The 19,817-nt window shown below is 42.6% G+C and carries 12 protein-coding genes and 1 tRNA gene; 2 read left to right on the forward strand and 11 right to left on the reverse strand.

Annotated elements, in window-relative coordinates:
• Positions 1-7: 7 nt before the first annotated feature.
• The 4 genes from ATH1_RS0100410 to ATH1_RS0100425 all read right to left on the reverse strand — a co-directional run bounded on the left by ATH1_RS0100410 (position 8) and on the right by ATH1_RS0100425 (position 4,649).
• Complete coding sequence (locus ATH1_RS0100410) at positions 8-2,668, reverse strand: TonB-dependent receptor (protein ID WP_139035157.1); 2,661 nt, start codon at positions 2,666-2,668, stop codon at positions 8-10.
• Positions 2,669-2,706: 38 nt separating this feature from the next.
• Positions 2,707-3,684, reverse strand: coding sequence for a FecR family protein (locus ATH1_RS0100415; RefSeq protein WP_010416026.1), 978 nt, complete (start codon positions 3,682-3,684; stop codon positions 2,707-2,709).
• 87 nt (positions 3,685-3,771) lie between these two features.
• Positions 3,772-3,945, reverse strand: coding sequence for a hypothetical protein (locus ATH1_RS21800; protein ID WP_010416028.1), 174 nt, complete (start codon positions 3,943-3,945; stop codon positions 3,772-3,774).
• Between the two features lie 101 nt (positions 3,946-4,046).
• Complete coding sequence (locus ATH1_RS0100425) at positions 4,047-4,649, reverse strand: RNA polymerase sigma-70 factor (protein ID WP_010416030.1); 603 nt, start codon at positions 4,647-4,649, stop codon at positions 4,047-4,049.
• Positions 4,650-4,841: 192 nt separating this feature from the next.
• Between ATH1_RS0100425 and ATH1_RS0100430 the strand changes: the two genes are divergently transcribed.
• A tRNA-Pro gene (locus tag ATH1_RS0100430) sits at positions 4,842-4,916 on the forward strand.
• A gap of 164 nt (positions 4,917-5,080) precedes the next feature.
• On the forward strand, positions 5,081-6,277 hold the full coding sequence (locus ATH1_RS0100440; protein WP_010416033.1) for a site-specific integrase: 1,197 nt from the start codon (positions 5,081-5,083) through the stop codon (positions 6,275-6,277).
• Between the two features lie 121 nt (positions 6,278-6,398).
• On the opposite strand, the gene ATH1_RS0100445 is transcribed toward ATH1_RS0100440, so the two are convergent.
• From ATH1_RS0100445 to ATH1_RS0100475, 7 genes are all read right to left on the reverse strand, one after another.
• Positions 6,399-6,641: a hypothetical protein gene (locus tag ATH1_RS0100445; protein ID WP_010416036.1), complete on the reverse strand. Its 243-nt coding sequence runs from the start codon at positions 6,639-6,641 to the stop codon at positions 6,399-6,401.
• A 25-nt stretch (positions 6,642-6,666) separates the two neighbouring features.
• Complete coding sequence (locus ATH1_RS0100450) at positions 6,667-7,152, reverse strand: hypothetical protein (protein ID WP_010416038.1); 486 nt, start codon at positions 7,150-7,152, stop codon at positions 6,667-6,669.
• Entirely contained in the window at positions 7,121-7,612 is a 492-nt protein-coding gene (locus ATH1_RS0100455) for a phage holin family protein (protein WP_010416041.1), read from the reverse strand. The genes ATH1_RS0100450 and ATH1_RS0100455 overlap by 32 nt, the downstream gene beginning before the upstream one ends.
• 166 nt (positions 7,613-7,778) lie before the next feature.
• Positions 7,779-8,303: a hypothetical protein gene (locus ATH1_RS0100460; RefSeq protein WP_010416044.1), complete on the reverse strand. Its 525-nt coding sequence runs from the start codon at positions 8,301-8,303 to the stop codon at positions 7,779-7,781.
• A 28-nt stretch (positions 8,304-8,331) separates the two neighbouring features.
• Complete coding sequence (locus ATH1_RS19980; RefSeq protein ID WP_139035158.1) at positions 8,332-14,730, reverse strand: discoidin domain-containing protein; 6,399 nt, start codon at positions 14,728-14,730, stop codon at positions 8,332-8,334.
• 12 nt (positions 14,731-14,742) lie between these two features.
• On the reverse strand, positions 14,743-15,567 hold the full coding sequence (locus tag ATH1_RS0100470) for a hypothetical protein (RefSeq protein WP_010416051.1): 825 nt from the start codon (positions 15,565-15,567) through the stop codon (positions 14,743-14,745).
• Complete coding sequence (locus ATH1_RS0100475) at positions 15,564-19,754, reverse strand: tape measure protein (protein WP_010416054.1); 4,191 nt, start codon at positions 19,752-19,754, stop codon at positions 15,564-15,566. Before ATH1_RS0100475 ends, ATH1_RS0100470 begins: the two co-directional genes overlap by 4 nt.
• Positions 19,755-19,817: the final 63 nt, after the last annotated feature.

The following is a 19,817-nucleotide window of genomic DNA, read 5'->3' on the forward strand; positions in this document are numbered from 1 at the left end:
TTTAGAATCAGAATTTGAATGAATACTTGATATATGGAATCGGAAAAGGGAAAAGACTTAATTGCTTGAGGTCTCTCAAAGCTGAACCTTCAGGTGCATCTTCACTTTCGCTAAAGTAAAGCAAAAAAGGGTTTTGATGCCCGTATGCATTAATAACACCAAAGCTCCATGTCCGTTCACCTCTTTTTCTTTTTTTTGTAAAATTAACACCCAAATCGAGACGATGAAATGCAGGCATTCTGTAATTATTGATAGATTTCACACTTTCTGAATAACCATATTCAGGCGTTTTTTCAAATGGAAGCTGCGGCGCATAGTATTTTTCCTCAGGCAAAGTTATGGGATTTCCGGAACCAAACATCCAGCTCAGACTTCCTGTAAACCTTTTATTAAACCGGTAATTCATAAAAAGACTGGCATCGTGTCGTCTGTCAAATCGACCGGGGAAAGATTTTCCCTCATTTAACCCGGAGAAAAAACTGTTGGTATGTGCATAAGTATAGCCCAACCATCCGGTCAGTTTTCCACTGTTCTTCTGTAAAAGAAGTTCTCCTCCAGCCGATTCTCCGCGTCCTGAAGTAAGTTTATCTTCCCATGTTGAACTATAATCAAAAAATCCCGTGCTCTCTTTGTAGGCAAGAAGGTTTTCAAAGGATTTTACTTGTCCTTCAAGAGATAAAACATATCTGTTTCTTTGTCCGAAATAAATATCAATGCCAAGTGTAGCCTGATCCGAATACATAGGTTCAATTTTATCACTCACCGGCAACCACAAATCGGTTGGCAAGGAAAAACCTGCCGTACCTACCAAATGAACGAACTGTGACATCCTCGACAAAGTTCCTTTCAAATCGAACCGGGGAGATAATCTGTAACGCAACGACAATCGGGGCTCCACAGACCAGTAAGGTGTTGTCTCTCCAAGAAACAGGGCCGCATGCAGACCGGCATTTCCGCGCAAACGGTCGCCAAAAGAAAATTCATTCTCGAAATAGCCTCTGTACTCCTGGCCCGAAACCCTGACATCTTCAATTACCGTTTCTTCAGACTTTCCATTACCGGGAGTTGTTTGCATAATATCAACTCCGGGATTAAACCTGTGCAGGACACCACTGGCTCCAAATCTTATTGTATAATCGTGTGCATAATAGAATTCAAAATCAGATTTCAGGGTAAAATCCTCGATTCCGCTCAAATATCTTTGCTCATAGGAAGTTAAAGCCTTTCCCTCAGCTTCATCACGTTTCAGACCTATGAAAAAGCGATAATTGGAATAAGTAGCCGTAAAATTTGAAAACAATCGCTTATTAACAACATAATTCCATCTCAATGCACCCGTAAAATTTCCCCACCCGGCGTTACTTTCATCATTAATTGATATAAAATCTCTGATACCACTTTCCCCCACCTCAACTTCGAAATCGCGAAAATTATAGCGGGTATAAAATTTATCGCGACCCCAGTAAGAACTCAGAAATAGTTTACTCCGATCGGAAAATTCATAATTGATTTTCCCGTTGAAATCGAAAAAGTAATAATTGGTCTTCTCCTCTTCTCCCAGCTGATAAATAGCTGCCAGGGCATCAACATACGTACGTCTGAACGAAACGGCAAAAGTAGATTTATCTTTAAGTACCGGTCCGTCTAATGAAAGGCTGGATGAAAGCAAGCCAAGAGAGATATTACCGCCAATCTCTTCTTCCCGTCCATCCTTCATTCTAACATCAACAACCGATGACAACCGGCCTCCGTACCGGGCCGGAAATCCATCTTTCGTAACAGACACCTGGCTGACAGCATCGGTATTAAAAATGGAAAAAAAACCTAATAAATGACCAACATTGTAGACAGGAACATCGTCCAGCAGAATCATATTCTGGTCGGGGCCTCCCCCCCTTACATACAGACCTGAAAAACCCTCTGAACCGCTTTGAATTCCCGGCAGCATCTGAATTCCTCTTACCAAATCGGGTTCTCCAAACAGTGCCGGGGCATCAACAATTTGCTCCATTGAAACACGCATAGCTCCAAAACTGCTTCCCTCAAGCATATTAGGCATACGCGACCCCAAAACCGAGACCTCCGGCAGTTCTAAATTAGGACTGAGCCGAAAATTTATCACCGTATCCCCGTGCAACAAGAATCTCTTCGTCTCTGTCTTGTATCCCACGAAAGAGGCGTTCAACTCTGTTTCTCCACCGGGAAGTGTTAAACTGTAAAAGCCATAAAAATTTGTTGCCGTTCCTATTTCACGGGTAGCATTGTAAATGTTAGCGCCTAACAACCGTTCTCCGGATTTTTGATCGACCACAAAACCGTTGATGGTAAAGCTTTGTTCGGACAATGATTTGGGACGAAGAATGATCCGGTTGTCCAGCTCAGTATAGGCAAACGGGCAATTTTTGAAAATTTCATTCAGGAATCCAATAAGGGTGTTCTCAGATTGAGATAATCTCACATCATCTTTTAAGCAAAGCCGGGAACTATAACTTATGACAACCCCGCTTTTTTCCTGAAGATGCTCAATAAGTTCAATGGCAGACCCCCGCGTTTTGTCAACAGACAATCGCACATGCCCGGCTCTTTGGGCATATAATGAAACACTGGCTAATGCAAACAATACAATAGCCATTCCCACTTTTATATTTCTGTGATTTTCGGTTCTCAACTTCAAGAGATTTCAGCTGTGTGAAATAGCTCCCGAAATTAGTCAGAGATTGTTAAAACTCCTTCGTTTAAACGGAATTTTTTATCAAAATGCATCTCCAATTCTTCAAGAACCTCTGAAATGGGTTGATTCGTAAATGAAGTAGTTACTTTAACATCACTGTAGGTATTGATATGTACCTCCCTGATTTCATCATAATGTTCTTTCAGGGCTTTAACAATAGCCTGTAAAGAACTCTGATTGAACTCGAGCTTGCCGGTTTTCCATGACAGGAAGTTCTCATCAGAAAAAGCCATAACGCTGACTACATCGTCCTGTATAGTGGCAGAATGTCCGGCTTCTACATATTCACGATGATTCCGGTAACCGAAAGACACAGTACCTTCGGTGACATTTAGTTCAAGATTATCTATCCCCTTACCCGACTCCAGATGAAAAGAAGTACCAAACACCTCCACTATCACACCTTCGGGGGTTTTTACTTTGAACGGATTTTTTGTATCGGATTCTACATCAAAAAAGCCTTCTCCGTCAAGAGAAACACTTCGCTTACCATTGTCAAAATTTTTCAGATATTTCAGCGATGAGTAATTGTTGAGAAAAACCACACTGTTATCAGGAAGCTGGAGAGAATCGACATAATCACCGGTCTGAAAGGAAGCCCATCGACCAAAGCCGGGAACATTCCAGTAAGTATAAAGGGCTGCGCTCACGGCAAACATCAGAATAAATATGGCCGCGATTTTAAGGAACGCATCTGCAACAGAAGCAAATCGTGTTTTCGGCGATGCAAAACGGATACGATCCCGTATTTTTTCCCAGTCGCTTTCAACAGCATCTTGTGGCAAAAGAGAATGATATTCTGCCTCCCAGATGGTTTTAAATTCGTGAAAGGTTCTTTCATTCTTTTTGGACCGTCGACGCCAGGCTTCTATTCGCTTTTTTTCATCCGGACTGATATCTCCGGAGAAATAGCGGACCAGCATTTCGGTCGGTATGATTACTGAATCTTCCATGTTTTTTAGTCTTTTTAGCCTATATAACGTGTCGACCACTCAAACTCCGCTATATTGAACCATCCGGCTTAAAAGCGACTAACGTTTTTAATGAAACTGCATTAGTCCGAATATAACCGGCTCTTTTTCATTTATTTCTTCTCCAACGGGAGCAGCTTTGGTGTTTATTTCCTTTTCTTTAACCTTTTCGGTCTTTGCATTTTTTTCCACGGCATCTGGTGTACCAAGAAAATCTGCGAACATTTGTAGCAAAAATTCCATTTCTTTTGGTTTTAATGGTTAATAACCACAAGCTTCCCCATGCACTCTATAAGACAAATAACTTAACGCTTACACGTATAAAATATTTATTTTAGACTGATTCAAAATAACATCACGAACCATCCAATAATCAAAGTAAAAAGTGTAAGATATCCATGTGCTTTAAGGTCTTCCCTGATTCTTTTTAATGCTTTGCTAATCTGTGTTTCGACAGTACGTTTGGAAATAGAAAGTTGTTCAGCAATATCGGAATTAGGGATTCCGTCCTGACGACTCATTACAAATATTTTTCGACATTGCGAGGGAAGATCGTTTACCACCTTAGCGATTCTTCCTTCCAACTCACTTATTGCCCAGGTTTCATCAAAATCGGTACGTTCATTCAATTCACGCTGCATTCTTCCGTGGTGTTCGCGCTGCATTTTCTCACGCTTAAGATGATTCAATGCCCGGTTTCGGACGGATTGGTACAGGTGAGCTTTCAGTGAAGTATGGATATTAATAATTTCCCTTTTGTCGTATAAACCGACAAAAACATCCTGAACAATATTTCTTGAAGAATCCAGGTCCTCAACATACCTGTTGGCAAAGGCTACCAAAACCTGGTAGTAGGTATCAAACAAATAACGAAAGGCCGATTCCTTCCCATCGGATATTTCGCTTAACAATCCTTTTTCGGTCCATTCGCTATTCTTTGCTCTCATTTAATCGTAACATTTTTACAATGCACAAAAATAACGAATAAACAAAGACAGTACTATTTTTTCTGTAAACAAACTATCACACATGCTAAATCGCGATAATTCCATTTGCTGAAAGCTACATTTTTTGTATTCCCGGGTTGCAGGAACCTCTATTTTGTTTATATTTGCACCGTCTTAAAAAGATATCATTTTCGGGATGTAGCTCAGCCCGGTTAGAGTACACGTCTGGGGGGCGTGGGGTCGCGAGTTCGAATCTCGCCATCCCGACAACACAGAAAGCCTTGATAATCAGCATGAAAATAGCGATTATTAAGGCTTTTTTCATGCCCGCTTGTGGCCTTTTGAAAGCTGTTTTGGGGACAAAAAGTGATAATTTGAGAATTTTTGGGGCAAAATCTATGCAATTTTCATGCAATTACATTTTTTAGAAAATGGCATCCGTTAGAGTGTATCTTGATACGAGGAAAGAGCGAAAGGATAAAACCTATCCGCTGAAATTAAACGTCTCCCACCGGGGGTCGTTTCAAGTTAATTTAAAAGTTTATTTAGAGAAAGAACAATGGGAAGCTGGCAAGGTGGTAAACCACCCGCAAAAACGATTTCTGAACATGATTGTTAAACAGAAACTTTCAGAGGTAGAAAACCTTATTTTGTCACTCACAACCTCCGGGGAGTTGCGGGGGATGAACAAGGCAGACCTGAAAAAAGCAATAGAAAACCATAATTCAGACCAGCCGGAAGAGGTGGAGCCGGAACCGGGGGAATATCTCTTCCGAGACCATTTCGAAAAATTCCTTGCTGAAAAGATAAAAGAATCAACACGGGAAAAATACGAGGCAACTCTGACCCGGGTAAAAGAGTATACGGACATTGAAACCCTGTCTTTCTCAAAAATGAATCTTGCATGGCTGAAAGGTTTCGAACGGTATTTAATGACCACAACCCCATCGGTAAATGGCCGGGGCGTTCACTTAAGGAATATTCGCGCTATTTTCAATGATGCAATAAACCACGACCTTGTTCCTCTGAGTGCTTACCCATTCCGGAAGTTTAAGATAAAAAAGCAAGTTACCGCAAAGCGGTCACTGACCCCGGAACAAATAGCAGAGATTCGGGACACACACTGGCCCGAAAAAGAACAGGTCGCCGCCGATGCTTTTATGCTTATGTTTTACCTTATTGGAATCAATACGGTCGATTTGCTGGCCCTGTCTGGTATAACCCACGAGGGCCGGATTGAATACCACCGGGAGAAAACCGGGCGATTTTATTCGATTGAGGTTTTACCCGAGGCAATGGCCCTGATTGAAAAATACCCCGGAGAAAAGCGCCTTTTACGGTGGGGGGAACATTACAAACAATACCGGAGTTTTACAAAAATGATTGATAAACGTTTGAAAACTATCGGGGAGCATATTAAAGCGCCGGCCCTCTCGTCATACTATGCGAGGCATTCATGGGCTACGATTGCCGCCGGGTTGGATATAAGTAAGGAAACAATCGCGGCCTCACTTGGACATGGTGGGAATACGGTAACAGATATTTACATAGATTTCGAAAGGAAAAAGGTAGATGAAGCAAACCGTAAAGTTCTTGATTTTATAGCGGATGTGAAAAGGGAGGAGTAAAAAAAGAGGCTTCCACGTTTGAGGCCTCTTTTTTGTGTGCAAAAGTGTGTGTAAATGTGCTTTTATGGCAAATCCTTACCGTTACAAAGACAGGTCAAAGGTACTATTTCCCCGCCTTAAATCAAAAAATTTGCCACCATTTGCGTCGCTCTTTCGCTTCCTGCTCTTGCTCCTGTTGGCTCTCCAACTGAATATTGACGTCTGAGCCTCTTTTTACCTTTCCATTAACTTCTACATTTACACTGTTCCCGGTATTCGTTTCATTCTCAGAAATTCTCAGCCCGGAAGCCAATCCAAATCCAAAACCAACTAAGAATAGGAGTACCTTTCCAAAAAACGAAAGTTGATGCCAAGTTACCTTCATAGCTTTAATTTTTAATGTTTATAGATTAATACCACCACCGCGCAACTTTGGGGCGTCCGTCAAAGTGAGCAAAACCCGTTCTTTTTGCCGTTGGCCTCTGTATAGCAAAACCGCCCTGCCAGCCTGTCGCCCGGGGGAAATACTTCTTTTCCATGTATAACATTATTTTATCGCTCAGAGCCTTTGAACAGTTACCCGGATAAACGTCCATTGCTGCAATTGTATGTTGGCTGTTTCCACTTCGCCCCCGGTGCAACTCCCACGCCCGACATCTCCACCCACTTGAAACTATCAGGGGAATTTGGTCAAAACCCAAATCAGACATGAATTTCGCATTGATGTCAGCGCGTACAACTTCCATTCGAGCGCAAAACTTTTTTAGGGCCATTTCATCGCATTCGTCAATGTGTACCCAATTCATAGCGTGCCCCTCGGGGCTCATTAATGAACCCTCAATCATTTCGTGAAAATAGAAATGCCTACTTAACGGATAATCCTGTTTTTTCTTCATCGTCTAAGTGTTTAAATTCTGACATATCAACATTGAAGTGCCTTTCGGCTTTATTGACCATTATCTTCTGTAATAGGCGAGCCCATTTTGCATCGTTCATTGAGCTTTCATTTTCCAATATCGACCATGCCTGAATGAATGTAAAAATTGCGGCAACGTAATTAGACAGGTATAGACCATCGAACATTACAAGCAGCCGAATGTCGATAGCATGGGCAAGAAGAATTAAAATGTAAATCTTTATCATGTTGTCGAAAACACGCCGGGCGTATGAGCTTTTAAATTTTCCATCATTGGCACCCGGATTCTTGCGCTTTACCCGTCTGCTTAATCGATAAGCGGTAATAACATCTATCACAATAGCAAAGCTGCAAATTGCGGCGTGTTCGAGCGTCGGCACAATAAAGGCCATAAAGCCCCCGGACACTGAGAAAAAATACTTAAATTCTGTTCCTTTCATCTCACTTTTTCTTTCATGTAAATTTTTATTTTCAGGGGTGTATGAATTTAACTTTGGTTGTGCGGGTATAAAGGTAAAAAATTAGTGCTTATTATATAAGCATTTTGAATATACAAAAAACCCGGTCAATGATAACCGGGCTTAAAACTGTCTTCCTCTACGCGCTTTAACTTTCCAAAATTGTCAACAACCCCTTCATTTCATCGTAACTCATTTCCGGAAAATCCTCAAAAGCAATTGTTTTCAGTTCAATATCAGCCTGTTCTGAAAGTGTTTTTTCAAACTCCTCGGAAGCTTTTTTTTGCTTTTCGATTGCCTCTTTGTATTCCTCCTGCAAGGCTTTGTTTTTTTCGTCAAATTCCTTTTTGTTTTTGACGATATTGGGAAATCCATAGTCGCGTGCTCTTTGCCCGTTACCGCCTTCTTGTGTGTAAAGTTTAATTTCCCCTTTTTCATCCAGTTCGGCGTGCTTGAGTATTAGTTCCCGGCGTTTTTGTTCGTATTCCTGGAACTTTTCAGAGGGCTTGCGAAGCTCTTCCAAGGCTTTCAAATGTTCATCAATTTTCATTTCATTGAGGATTAAAGGCAGTTTAAACTTATTACTCCCTTTTTCTTTTACGCTCTGAATAGCGTTTTTCAATCTGAATAAATCGGCATTTGTGATGCCTTTTTCGTTCTTTGGTGTTGTCATGATATTATTAAATTATTGTGATTTGATATTACCAGTTATTATCAACCGCGCTTACTCTAATCCATCCACTTTTAGTTGAATTATATAGGCTTGAAACCCACATAAGTACCAAAATACTACCACCGCCAAGGCCATACCAATCACCGTGAATAGTATTACCAACATAAACTGAACGACTATCATCAATAGCCACAACGACAAATATTTGACCGTCTACTCCGTCTGTTAATGTGATATAACCACTACCGTTGTAGTATCTTACTAATGCGCTGCCATACTTGCTTGTGTCTATTGTTGTTGGGTAAGTTGAAGATGCAGAGATGTAACTACTTTTATATGGATTTAATATTAATCGGCCTATTGAAGAGTGCTCCAGATTAACCTCTCCATTGAAATTAATACTTTCAGACGAACGCGCGGTGAAATTCATATTCCCATACAAGTCAACCAATGTCGAACCTGTTTGCCCGACTCCGGATAATCCTACACCGCTATACCCTTCAGTATATATTCTGATGCCATCTCCATTATCTGACCTTACATACAACACAGGTGCGGACGTACTTTCATTAATTCGTAAGAATCTTCCTCCATCTTGTTCCACTAATATCTTACCATTAACACCAGTTGTTGACAGAGAGTCTGAATCTATTGTAAAACCCCCTATATTACCCTTAGTAAACGTTGCAGTTCCATCTGCCTTTAATTCCCAGTTTGTAGTCCATAGCCTTGAAGTGTCAAAGTTTACACCTGCTATTTGGTTAACATTAGAACCAAGCTGGAAATTATATGAACCTCCTTGAAGTGATGAAATAGAATAATCTGTACCATCAGAACCAATCCAAATGCGGTTGTTTGTATCTTTACCAACTTGCAAACCAACCCAAGCTGAACCCCAATAATATGAATCACCTAAACTTAATTTAGTTGTTCCTAAATCTTTATATATTGATTCATTGTTGAATCCCCAACCTGCAATTTGGTTTGTGCTGCCTAATTTAAAAATTGAAACACCGTTATTTTTTCCATCGATACCCCAATTTGAGCCAAAATTAAATATGTTTACATAATTACTTGAATCTTTATGAATTAATAACCTTGAACCACCAGCAACATCAGAATTAAATTCAATACCAGAAGAACCAGAACCAAATTTTGCGGTGTAAAGTATTTTATCATCAAAATTCCACCCTGCTATTTTAGCATATCCATCAGAGGAAATTACAAAATCGGTATCATTACCGTTACGGCTTCCCCATATTCCATAACCTGATTGATTGGCAATACCTGAAAGTTTTCCGATTCGCATTTTATTTTTTCCAACACCTAAAATATGTTCTTTTCCTGCGCTTGTTTCAGTGTATTCGCCATCAACTGAACTATCAAAAATAGTGTACCAGTTTACACCGTCTTCACTTACCTCTGTCTTGGTGTTGTGGTATGTTCTTCCATCTGAATAATAGTGCCAAACTTTAATTGAATCAATAGTTTGAATACTACCTAAATCAACTGTAATATAAGCCTTTAAACCTCCGTTATGTGAGAGATAAGGAACTGAAGCGGTATTTCCATCTGTTACGGTTGTACCTGTTACCCTTACACCATCACTAAGAATAATATCTTTATTTAAAGCAACATTAACACCGCTTTTATAGGCTTGTATTTCAACCCAATGGTTTCCAGTATTAGAGGTTGAACCATTCAACCAGTCACGAATATATCTAATATTTCGGGGTTTGGTTGTTATATGACTATCAACACCATCCAAAACATCAATATAAGGTGCGCCTGAATCACTTGAAGTTAAATATATTGCTCCCTGTCTGTTAGTGTCTGAAGTGTTACCAATGCGGACAATCTCCATCCCATCCCACGGTGTACCTTCAAGCGGATAAACAACAGGTACACCACTATCAAATCTGTCTATTTTGCCAACAAACACTTTAACATTTCGCCCATCAAAATTTTGAGCCTTAACAATATCATATAGTGAAAAAGGTGCCGTTTTATTTGAACTGTCATTATCAAAAAATAGTCTATATCTTGCACCACTATCAACTAATTGAGTCGCTGTTATTTTTAAAGCATCACTAACCCACAAACTGCCATTTGTAGCACGTATTTTATTAATAACCAATTCGTAAACATCCATCTGATTTCTAACAGTTAAATTATCAACTGTTAAATGATTTGTTGCTGCGTCTAATTTCCAGCCTGAACCAGCGAAACCACTGATAAAGGTTGAAGAAGTTGATATATCAGAACCGAATAAGCCCTTCCTCGATACTATTATATCACCATCTTTATTGAATATGATTTTTTCAACTCCAATTGAATCAAAATCACCGTTATCAAATTGACCAAATTTTATTTGAAGGGTATCATTATGATTTGATATAGTCCAGTTATTTTGAGCACTTCCACCACTCCATCTGCTAAAATGTAATGTAGCTGGAAATAATTTAGATTTATGCTTATTCGGTGAGTATCTTGTATCTTCTACTGATACATTAATATTACCATCTTCATTTTGGAATAAACCATTTCCTTTTGTAACTAATTTTTCTGAAGGTGATGTTGTGCCTATGCCTACGTTGCCGTTTTTTAAAAAAGAATGAGTATCAACTCCGTTAATTTCTAAATCAAAGCGATCAGAAGCTCTTGCGAATGCCCAAGAAAAATTATCCCCATCATCTTCGTCTAAAAATTTAACTTCAGGTGCTTGACTATCTGATTTTACTGTAAACACGTCATTAAATGTTATTAATCCAGTAGCCTCATCATCCACATCAGAACGAAGGAATTGACTTGTTGAAAGCGGTGTTTCAAACCGTGAATTAGCAGAATTCCAAACAGCAATTCCGTTTGAAATAGGATTGTCTTCACGAGTTGCGATAGCTTGCAATATGTCGTTTTCCCATCCAATGCGGGCCACAGCGTCCGGGCCTGTGCCGAATATGACGTTGTTGGTGCCGTCGGCTTTCAAGATTTTTGAACCGGCGATTGCTCCGGTAGCAATAGCTGATACGGCTCCTTCACGCTGAATAATAAAGTCTTTAGTAGTATATACCTGCTCGGCGTGTGTTTCATAAGCTGAACCTTGCTGGATAATATTCCCCTGAATTGTTACGTTGCCTTGAAATACATTGTCCTGACTGAGTTTTGCAAAATCATCTGCTGCACTTTTCAGTAAGAACCCGTCTTGAACATATTGCTTAGTCGCATAAGCGGAAAGGTCGCTTTCAATAGCAGAACTAACATTGTCCAGAGTAACAATTTCAGCCCCGTTAAGGACAAATTCTCCGTTGTGGTGCCATGTGCCCGCCGAAGCCATGAATATATCATCAACCCCGTCGGCTTCCCCGTCAATGCGAAAATACCTATTCTGTGCCCATATTGTTTGAAATCCGGATGTGGTCAATTCGGTAACTCCCAATGAAGGATAAAAGCTGTGAGCCTTGTTTACCGCAACTTCAAAATGAATATCCAACCCGGTATTTGTATTCCAATACTCGCCAAATGGCCAGTCTTTGTATCTTTCCTGATAAGTTAAATCCCCCAAAAAATTGAGAGTCACTTCCCAAAAAGAAGCAATGCAATCTGGATTTGAAAAATTCGACTTCCGGGTAATAGGGTGCGTTGTCAAAAGCTGTTGGTCACTACGCTCAATCTCTATTGTCTGTGTTCTTGCAGGCACTAAAGTTCTTTTAGTTCCATCAGCCCTGACTCCAGTCAATTTTGACGTAACGGAAACAGAAAGATTCCCTTGTAATTTATCAAGCTTGTCTAACCTTGTATCTCCACTATGTACAATAGATAATAAGAAACGAAAGTCGGCTGCATAATTTTTTTCTGCCACCATATCGTATCTTTCCGTCCCGGCAGGTTCTGTATCTTTAACAAGGCCCTGTGATGCACTGTATTTCCCGAAATATAAGGTTTTAAAAACCCCGGCTCTTAGCTCGTTGCTATTTCTATAAATATCGTAGGGTGCAGATATAACACTTGTCTCATAAGTTCCCGATGCAGCTCCATCTATTTCGGCCTGCGGAGTTAAGGCTCCACCTCGCATTCTTACCGCTGAAATACCGGCTCCTTCGGCTTTATCTTCTATGGTGATTAAACGTTCTTGAGGGTCAATAAAAATGCCTTGGCCCTGATCGTTTTCGCTCTTTAAAACCGAATCAACGTCGAAACCGCCAACTTTACCGCGCCCAAGATTAAAGTTCGTTGCTGTTATTTCATCCGCGAAAAGCCCTGTTACGTCTATTTTTTCTGCATCAACAGTTTTTTTCACCAGTAGATTGCCGTCAATCTGAACCCCTGTGGCATACACCTGTTCAGCAAGAACTTCTGTTACTTCAACTGTATCGGCGTGTATTTTAGATGCACTAATCCGGCCGGGGAGTATTTCCGTAAAACCATGCATTCTTGCAAACGACCGTTCCCCTTCAATTTCGCTGTTGAGAAACCCAACAAGAAAATGATAATACCCGGCGAGCTCTTCCATTTTAATAGGCGTCTCGCTCAGATAAAAAACGGCTGTACTTTCTGCTTTGCTGGCCTTGATGTACAGATAGTATTTCTTTGCCGGGTCTGTCAGTGGTGGAGAATCAAAAGCCGCAACATCCCAAAAGCTGTACTCTGTCGTTTCGTGCCCCCCTGCTTTCAGGGTGGTTATTCCGATAGTCATGTGTTGAATGATTCCGGCGGCGGCGGTCATTATCTTGGTCGCCGGGTCAAAGGTCACTGAATGCGATATGCCAGCCGGGTCCTCCGCGCTATCAACGAAACGAAATTGCAGGGCCTCGCTTCCCACAATCAAGGACATGGTCTGAACAGACAGAGGCGAAACCCCGTCTGAGAAGCCGGAAACCGCCCCCTCCAACATTTCCACCGTTTCCAAAGTTTCCCGGTAACGGCGTTTTGCATAAGCGTAAACCTCGCCGACCTTATCGTCAACAACAACCTCGTTTTGCTTTATTTTTTTTAATTCGCTGGCAATACTGACCCCCGCAGGGGCGTTGGATAACTCAATAACCGGTGAATAAGGGTTGTTTACGGCGTCCCGAATGCCAACAATGCGAATGTTTATTCCATTTGGTTGAAAATCCGGGTCAGAAAAATTAACATACCCGCCCAATACGATTTTACCACCAACATTCAGCCAGTTTTGCTTGGCCCATATCCCGTCTAATTCCCCGGAGAAGGAGAAGCGAGGATTTTCATGTTCGTAAAGATATTTCACGGCTTCCCGAAACATATCCCAACTGGCCCCTGTCTGAGTTGTGTCATCACAGATATATGGCTCTGGCATTTGCATACCGAAAACAGCATATTTGTCACCAATGGCCGGTTTAAAAGTCTCGTTTGGCATCGTCACCCCGTCCACATCCTGAGCGATTAATAAAAAGCGTCTTTCAGCATGTTTATAGTCAACGTCAAATTCACGCCCTGCCAAAATTCCCGTTTCAAACTTCACTGTCAGACTTTGCCCGGCAATCAAACAGGCTTTGAAGTCCAAATCTTCCGGTATTGAGGAATCAAAAAAATCGTATGCGTTATTATCCGGGTTGACGGCCTCAACCCCGGAAACCTCACCCACCCGGGAGGGGTAAATGTGAGAACAATCCAGACTGTCCTCCGTTGCGGTGGTCAGTGCTTTATCCCCGCGCCTGACTGATAGCCCGGCGGCGTCTGTGATGTATTGGCGCCCCTCAAAGGTCATTGAAGCGCTTTTTGGTAGTCTTAATTCCCGGCTCCCGTATTGGCTCCAATTAATATTCCTTTCGCCGCCCTGAACAAATAAAATCTCAATGGCGCTCGTCTCGTCCGTATTGGCCCGCCCAACCCCGGGGCGGAACCCATTACCTTTTCCATAAGACAGTGCCAAAGGGTTCGTTTTATTATACTCAACTTTACGGAGGTGGATTGTCTGGCCCTGTATTTCCCATTCTGTGTCGAATGCTTCCGCTATTTGTTGAAGCGCTGAATCCAGTGAGGTATGGTTGTATGAAATAACCTTTTCCGGGGCGTCTATATATTCACCAACCGCCCACCCGGTTTCTCGCTCGTTCAGATTGTCGATAAGTAATTGCAAGTGTTCATGCGGTTTTGCAGTCAGTGAGAATTTTAGCTGCTTATCCACTTTATCCCGCATTTTATATTTTCTGAGAACCCCTTGTGGCCCTTCAAGCGTAAGCGTGTAATTATATTTTCTGGTGCCTTGTTTCTTGAAGTTCTCAGGTTTTAGAAGTGTATATGTTTGCCCCTCGAACTCGCAATAAGCCCCAACCGGTATCTCGATGTATTCCTCGGCCTCAAAAATCAATGTGAGTGTATTCTCGCCCATTATCGACCGATACCGATAGCTTGTATCAAGTGGTGTAATATCTCTACTCGTCCCGTCGTAAAATAGCGTTATCATGCCATTTAGTATTTAAAGAATAGTAAATTTCATTTTTAATTCACACCATACGCCGCCCCCAGCCAGCTTTTCAAAGCGTTTAATATCTCCGCTCCTGTAAAAACATGAATAAGCGCCAAAGGGGCCCGAAAAAAATCTTTCGCCAGGTCTTTTAAGGTCGTAAAGAAAAGCGCGGTAATTCTGCCAGAAAACAGCTGTTGTTGGCACCCTGAAAAGCATTGTTGCGTTGGCGTCCCGGCTCTTTAGTTTCATTATTCCGGTATCGTATGTAATGCCGTCACTGGCTTTTGTGTTTACCGATAAGTTGCTTTTTGCTTCCGCTCTCTTTCGGAATTCATCGTCTGTGTCGCCACCAACAAGCACTCCGTATCCGGTCGAAAGATTCACCCCGTCGAGAGTATAGCTCTGTGTTGTATATGAAACAGGTGCCGGGGCAGCATAATCATAATCGTCCAGCGGTGCATCCTCTGCGAATGATAATGAGAACACCTCGCCAGCCTTAAATCGTTTTGTTTTCTTTTGTCCGGTATACCGGAGAGCAAATGATACGCCCAATTCTGACAGTTCAAAGTGTTGATACCCGGGCGCAATTAAGTTGTTGAAGAAAGCATCCAACTTAGCGGGGTCAACACAGAGAAAATCGACATCAAATGTTCGTCCATCAAAAGCCGGTGCCTCGAGGTCTGGCTCAATGCCATCCTCTTCTGGCCAATCATTCATTTCAATAGCTTTTAGCCGGGGAGGGGAAAAGAAACCTTTATACCCCCCGTCGGCTATCAAAACCCCGAAATAATCGTATGCATTCTGATAATTCAGAAAAAAATTCCCGTTAATCATGCCTTAAGTTTTAAACCCTTTGTGTTCATTTCATCCAGTGAGGTTTCAATACGTGCCAGCCGGCGCGTATTTTGCTCAATGCCGGATAAATAAGACAATGAAGCGTCGCTGTTGACTACCAGAGCCCTAACGCCCTCGTTAATTGCGTATGTGTGCGCCTGTATTGCCGTAAAGCGCCCATTCAATTCATCTGCACTATCTTGGGTCATTGCACCGAAACCTTTTGAGGCACCCTCCCGTCTGGCACCATCCCACAAATCAAGGCTTTCAAACTGTTTATCCCATCCCTCTAAAAAACCCTGTGCAGCTTCCATCTGTGAACCTATCCCATTGTAAAACTGCTCAACCAGCGCCCCGGATTCTTCCGCTATCTCTTTGTCGCTCTTCCCGGTCTGTTGATAAACCTTTTTCAGGTCGTTTTCCAACTGTTTAAATGATTCAGAGAAAAAGAGCGTGTAAGCAATCTGTTTTCCCAGCTTTTCCAGCACCTCGGCTCCGGCTTGCCCGAAGTCTTCCCAAGCATCAGTCCCGGCGGAAATTGCCTCGGTAATTGAATCCATAATGCCATCTCCCAACGCCCCGAAAGTTTCCTGTAAATAATCATTTAAAGCCTCTTCCGCTTCTCGGGCCTGCTCTTCAAGGTCAATCATCGATTGTAACAGTTCTTTGTCAGCGTCTCTCATCTTCTCAGTCGAGACAATAGCTTTAGCACGCTCAAGATTTAGGCGATTCTCTGCGTCTATTAAATCCGGGTAAACTGATAGTATCCCGGAGTAAACGTCCTTTTGTTTCTTTCCAAGTCCAAGAAACCCGGAACGAACCGTCTTGCTTCCTGTCACAACCTCAATATCTGACAGTGCCCCAATGCCTGCGTCGTACTGTGCCTGCTTCGCCTCTCTCATAGCATTTACAACTGGATGGTCTTTTATCCAGTTGTAACCCCAACCGCCGTATTTTTCACGTATCCATTCCTCCGCGTCTGTTCGCGTACCCTTAATGGTTTCCCGGTAAAGCTCCATCGCGTCCCGGTATGTTTCCACAGAGTTTTTAGCCTTAGAAATAACGTCTTCCCCGAAAATACTTGCGGCCTCTTCCATCAGTAGTTTCTGTTCAAGCAACAACATATTGTATTCGTGTTGCTGCTTAATGCGGCGCTCCATCAGCTCTTGCATCGCTTTTTGGTGTTCCTCTTCCGCTTTTGAGTGGTCGAAGACTTTAAAAATCGCGGTCATTACCTGAACAGCGGCGCCAACAATTGCAAGAATTACAGAGGCCCGCTCAACTGCTTTTATACTCTCTGCGGCGGCTGTTGATAGCGTCTGAATGCCTGTTATCATGCCAATAACCCCTGCGGAAATATTCATAGCCGCCGAAAGGGCCGTTTTTGTGGCATCATCCATGCCGTCAAAAGATGAAATAATGTTTTGGGTTGCTTCCTGAACCTCATTCATTACCTCCAAAGTGTCTTTCCACTTGGCGTTTGAGCCGTCCGATGAACCCTTCGTTTTATCCCGGGCCTCTGCTATTTCCAGACGTTTTTCCAGTTCCTCAATCTTGGCTCTGAGTATAGCCCGCTCTTTGTCTGTCAGTTTGCTTTCAGTGTTTGACAGCGTTGCTTCGGCAGCTTCCAGAGCGTCCCTGAGCTGTTTTAATCCCATGTTTGCCAGTTGTTCAGTCCACACGATGAAGGATGCCTCGCGTTGCGCTATCTGGTTGTCAATATCTGCCAACGCTTCATCCCTTTGCCGGTCAAGTTCCCATAGGTGTTCAGATGTAGCGCCCGCTTCTTTTAATTCGGTTCGCTTCTCTTCGTATTCATTTTTTAATCGCTCCCGCTTTTGCAAGAGTGTTTCATACTCTAAAAGAAGTTTTTCATTCTTTTCCTGCTCCTGTTTGACCGCCTCCGCATTAGCACGCTGAAAAGCCTCAAAGGCGGCTTTTTCCATATCTGAGTAATAAGATGTGGTCTCTTCACTCATTCCGGCCTTTTCCAGCTCTTTTTTCCGCTCTTCGCGGTGTTTTTTTAATTGATAAAGTTCCTTTTTATAGTTCAGTTCGTTTTGTGCAAGCGTTTTGTCGATACCGTCTTTCATTGCATCTATGCGCGCCTGTTCGATATCAAATTGCATCTGTTCAGACTGCTCGCTTATGCTCTGTTTTAGCTTCTCAAGGTCATTATTTACCTTTTCTTCCCGCTCGCCAATTAAGAGTTCAAGGCGTTTCTCTGCCTCTTTAAGAGACTTCGATTTTTCCTCAATATCGCCTGCATAATCGGCTGATTCAGTCTCCCCGGTGCGAAGTTTCCTGATGTCTGTTTTCAGTCTATTTATATTTGCCCGGGTGTTTTCAATTTCCTCGTTAATGTTTTGGAGTTCCGGCGTTTCTGTTTTTTTGTTGTTTTTGGTCTGTTCGTCATCTTCCAGCGTTGATAGGTACCCTTTTGCGTATTTATCAAATTCAGACCTGGCATTCATTAGGTCTTTTGCTTGCCTGGCAAATGCAGTTCCCGCCGTTTCAATGCCTCTTAAATCCAATCCCCCGACGCGTTTGAAAATCTCGTCATAACTCATTCGCTCTTCATCCCCGGCCCGAAATGCCTTGCGCCAATCGTCTATTGTCTGATATTTGTTTTTCGCTTGCGCGGCCCGGAAAGCATCCTCAACGTCCCACATTGAGAATTGTCCGGTTTTCTTCACCTCTTGCGCTATCTGGTCAATGTAAGATTGAAAGCGCCCGCGCTGGTCAGCCCCAGCAATCTCTTTTGCCATGTTGGCAATCTCTTTATAGAATTTCTCGTTTGCATCTTCAAGGTCTTCCTGTGGCGATTTCAGAAATTCCCCTTTTGCCTTTTCCAGTGACGCCTCTACAATTGCATCTTTCACATCTCGGTAAGCGGCTGCCAGTTCCTCCGCGGTGGTTTTCTCTGTGAGCATATTATCCAGATAATCGCCGTACTTTGTGTTTATCTGCTCAATGGCCTTTCGGCGCTCAATGGTGCCCTCCTTGGTCTTTTTAAGGGCCTCAAATGTGGCGTCCAGCTGGTCAGTTTCCCGGTCGATATTTTCCGACATCTTGGCGGCGGCCTCGGCGGCGGCGTTCGTTTCTTTTTTAAAGACGACCAGAGCCGTAACCACGCCCGCAATAACAGAGGATAGCAAAAGAAGTGGATTTGCTTTTGATACCAAATTGAAGGCTACTTGTGCGTCCTTGGCTGTTTTTATGCCTCTTGCCAGCTCAAACCATGCTTTTATATTGCTTGCCGCCATCGACGCCTTTTGAACGGCTGCAAATGAAATTACGGCTGCCTTATATGTGCCGTATGTGGCAATAATAACTTTCAGGATATTCCATACGTCCTCGTAATTCTCAACAAGGAATTTCGCCCCCTTAATGGCCCCGGTTATTACCCCCTCGTTATTCTTGCCGATGTCGTTAAACATTCTATCAAAGGCGTCCCCGAGGTTGCTAATTAACCCGGGTATTGTTTCCATTTGCGAGGACATCAGGCCAGCGAACATCCCCCCCTCTTGAGTTAGAGAGTTAATTACCTTTTGCACCTCCGGGAAACCAACCTTTCCAGCCTCAACCAGCCCTTTCACCTCGCTTTCAGCAACCCCGAATTGCTTCGCAAGCTCTTTAATCATTGGAATACCGCGCCCGGTAAACTGGTTTAAATCTTGTGTATAGAGGCGTCCTTGGGTCATAGTCGTACCGTATAGGTAAACAATATCATTTAAAGGAATGGAAAGCCCGGAAGCAATATCCCCGAGTTTTGTCAGTGTTGCGGTCGTGCTGTCTGCCGATTCACCGTATGCCAGCAATGATTTTGCCCCGGCTGCAACTTCTTTCAACTGAAATGGCGTGTTTGCGGCCATGCTAACAATATCGGCCATCAGTGCGTCGGCCTTGCTCTTGCTTTTAAGCATTGTTTTAAATGAAACTTCAAGTTGCTGAAATTCACCCCTTACGTTTGCAATCTGTTTCGCGTATGAAAATAGCTGCGAACCCCCAAAATAAACAGCCATGCCGGCCCCTATCTTCCTGAAAGCGCTGTCAATCCGGTTCCCCTCTTTTTCGGCCACGTTTCCTATTTTTGAGAACTGACTGTTTACACGTCTGGCCGTGGTTTGAAACTGTCTGTCATCCAAACCCACGCCGTACCACATTCTCCCGTTATCTGCTGGCATATTGATTATTGTTTGACGACCTCTCGGTCTGATTCTGATTTAAAGTTTTCCGGATTGTTTGCG

Source organism: Anaerophaga thermohalophila DSM 12881 (assembly GCF_000191885.1).
Classification (GTDB): Bacteria; Bacteroidota; Bacteroidia; order Bacteroidales; family Marinilabiliaceae; genus Anaerophaga; species Anaerophaga thermohalophila.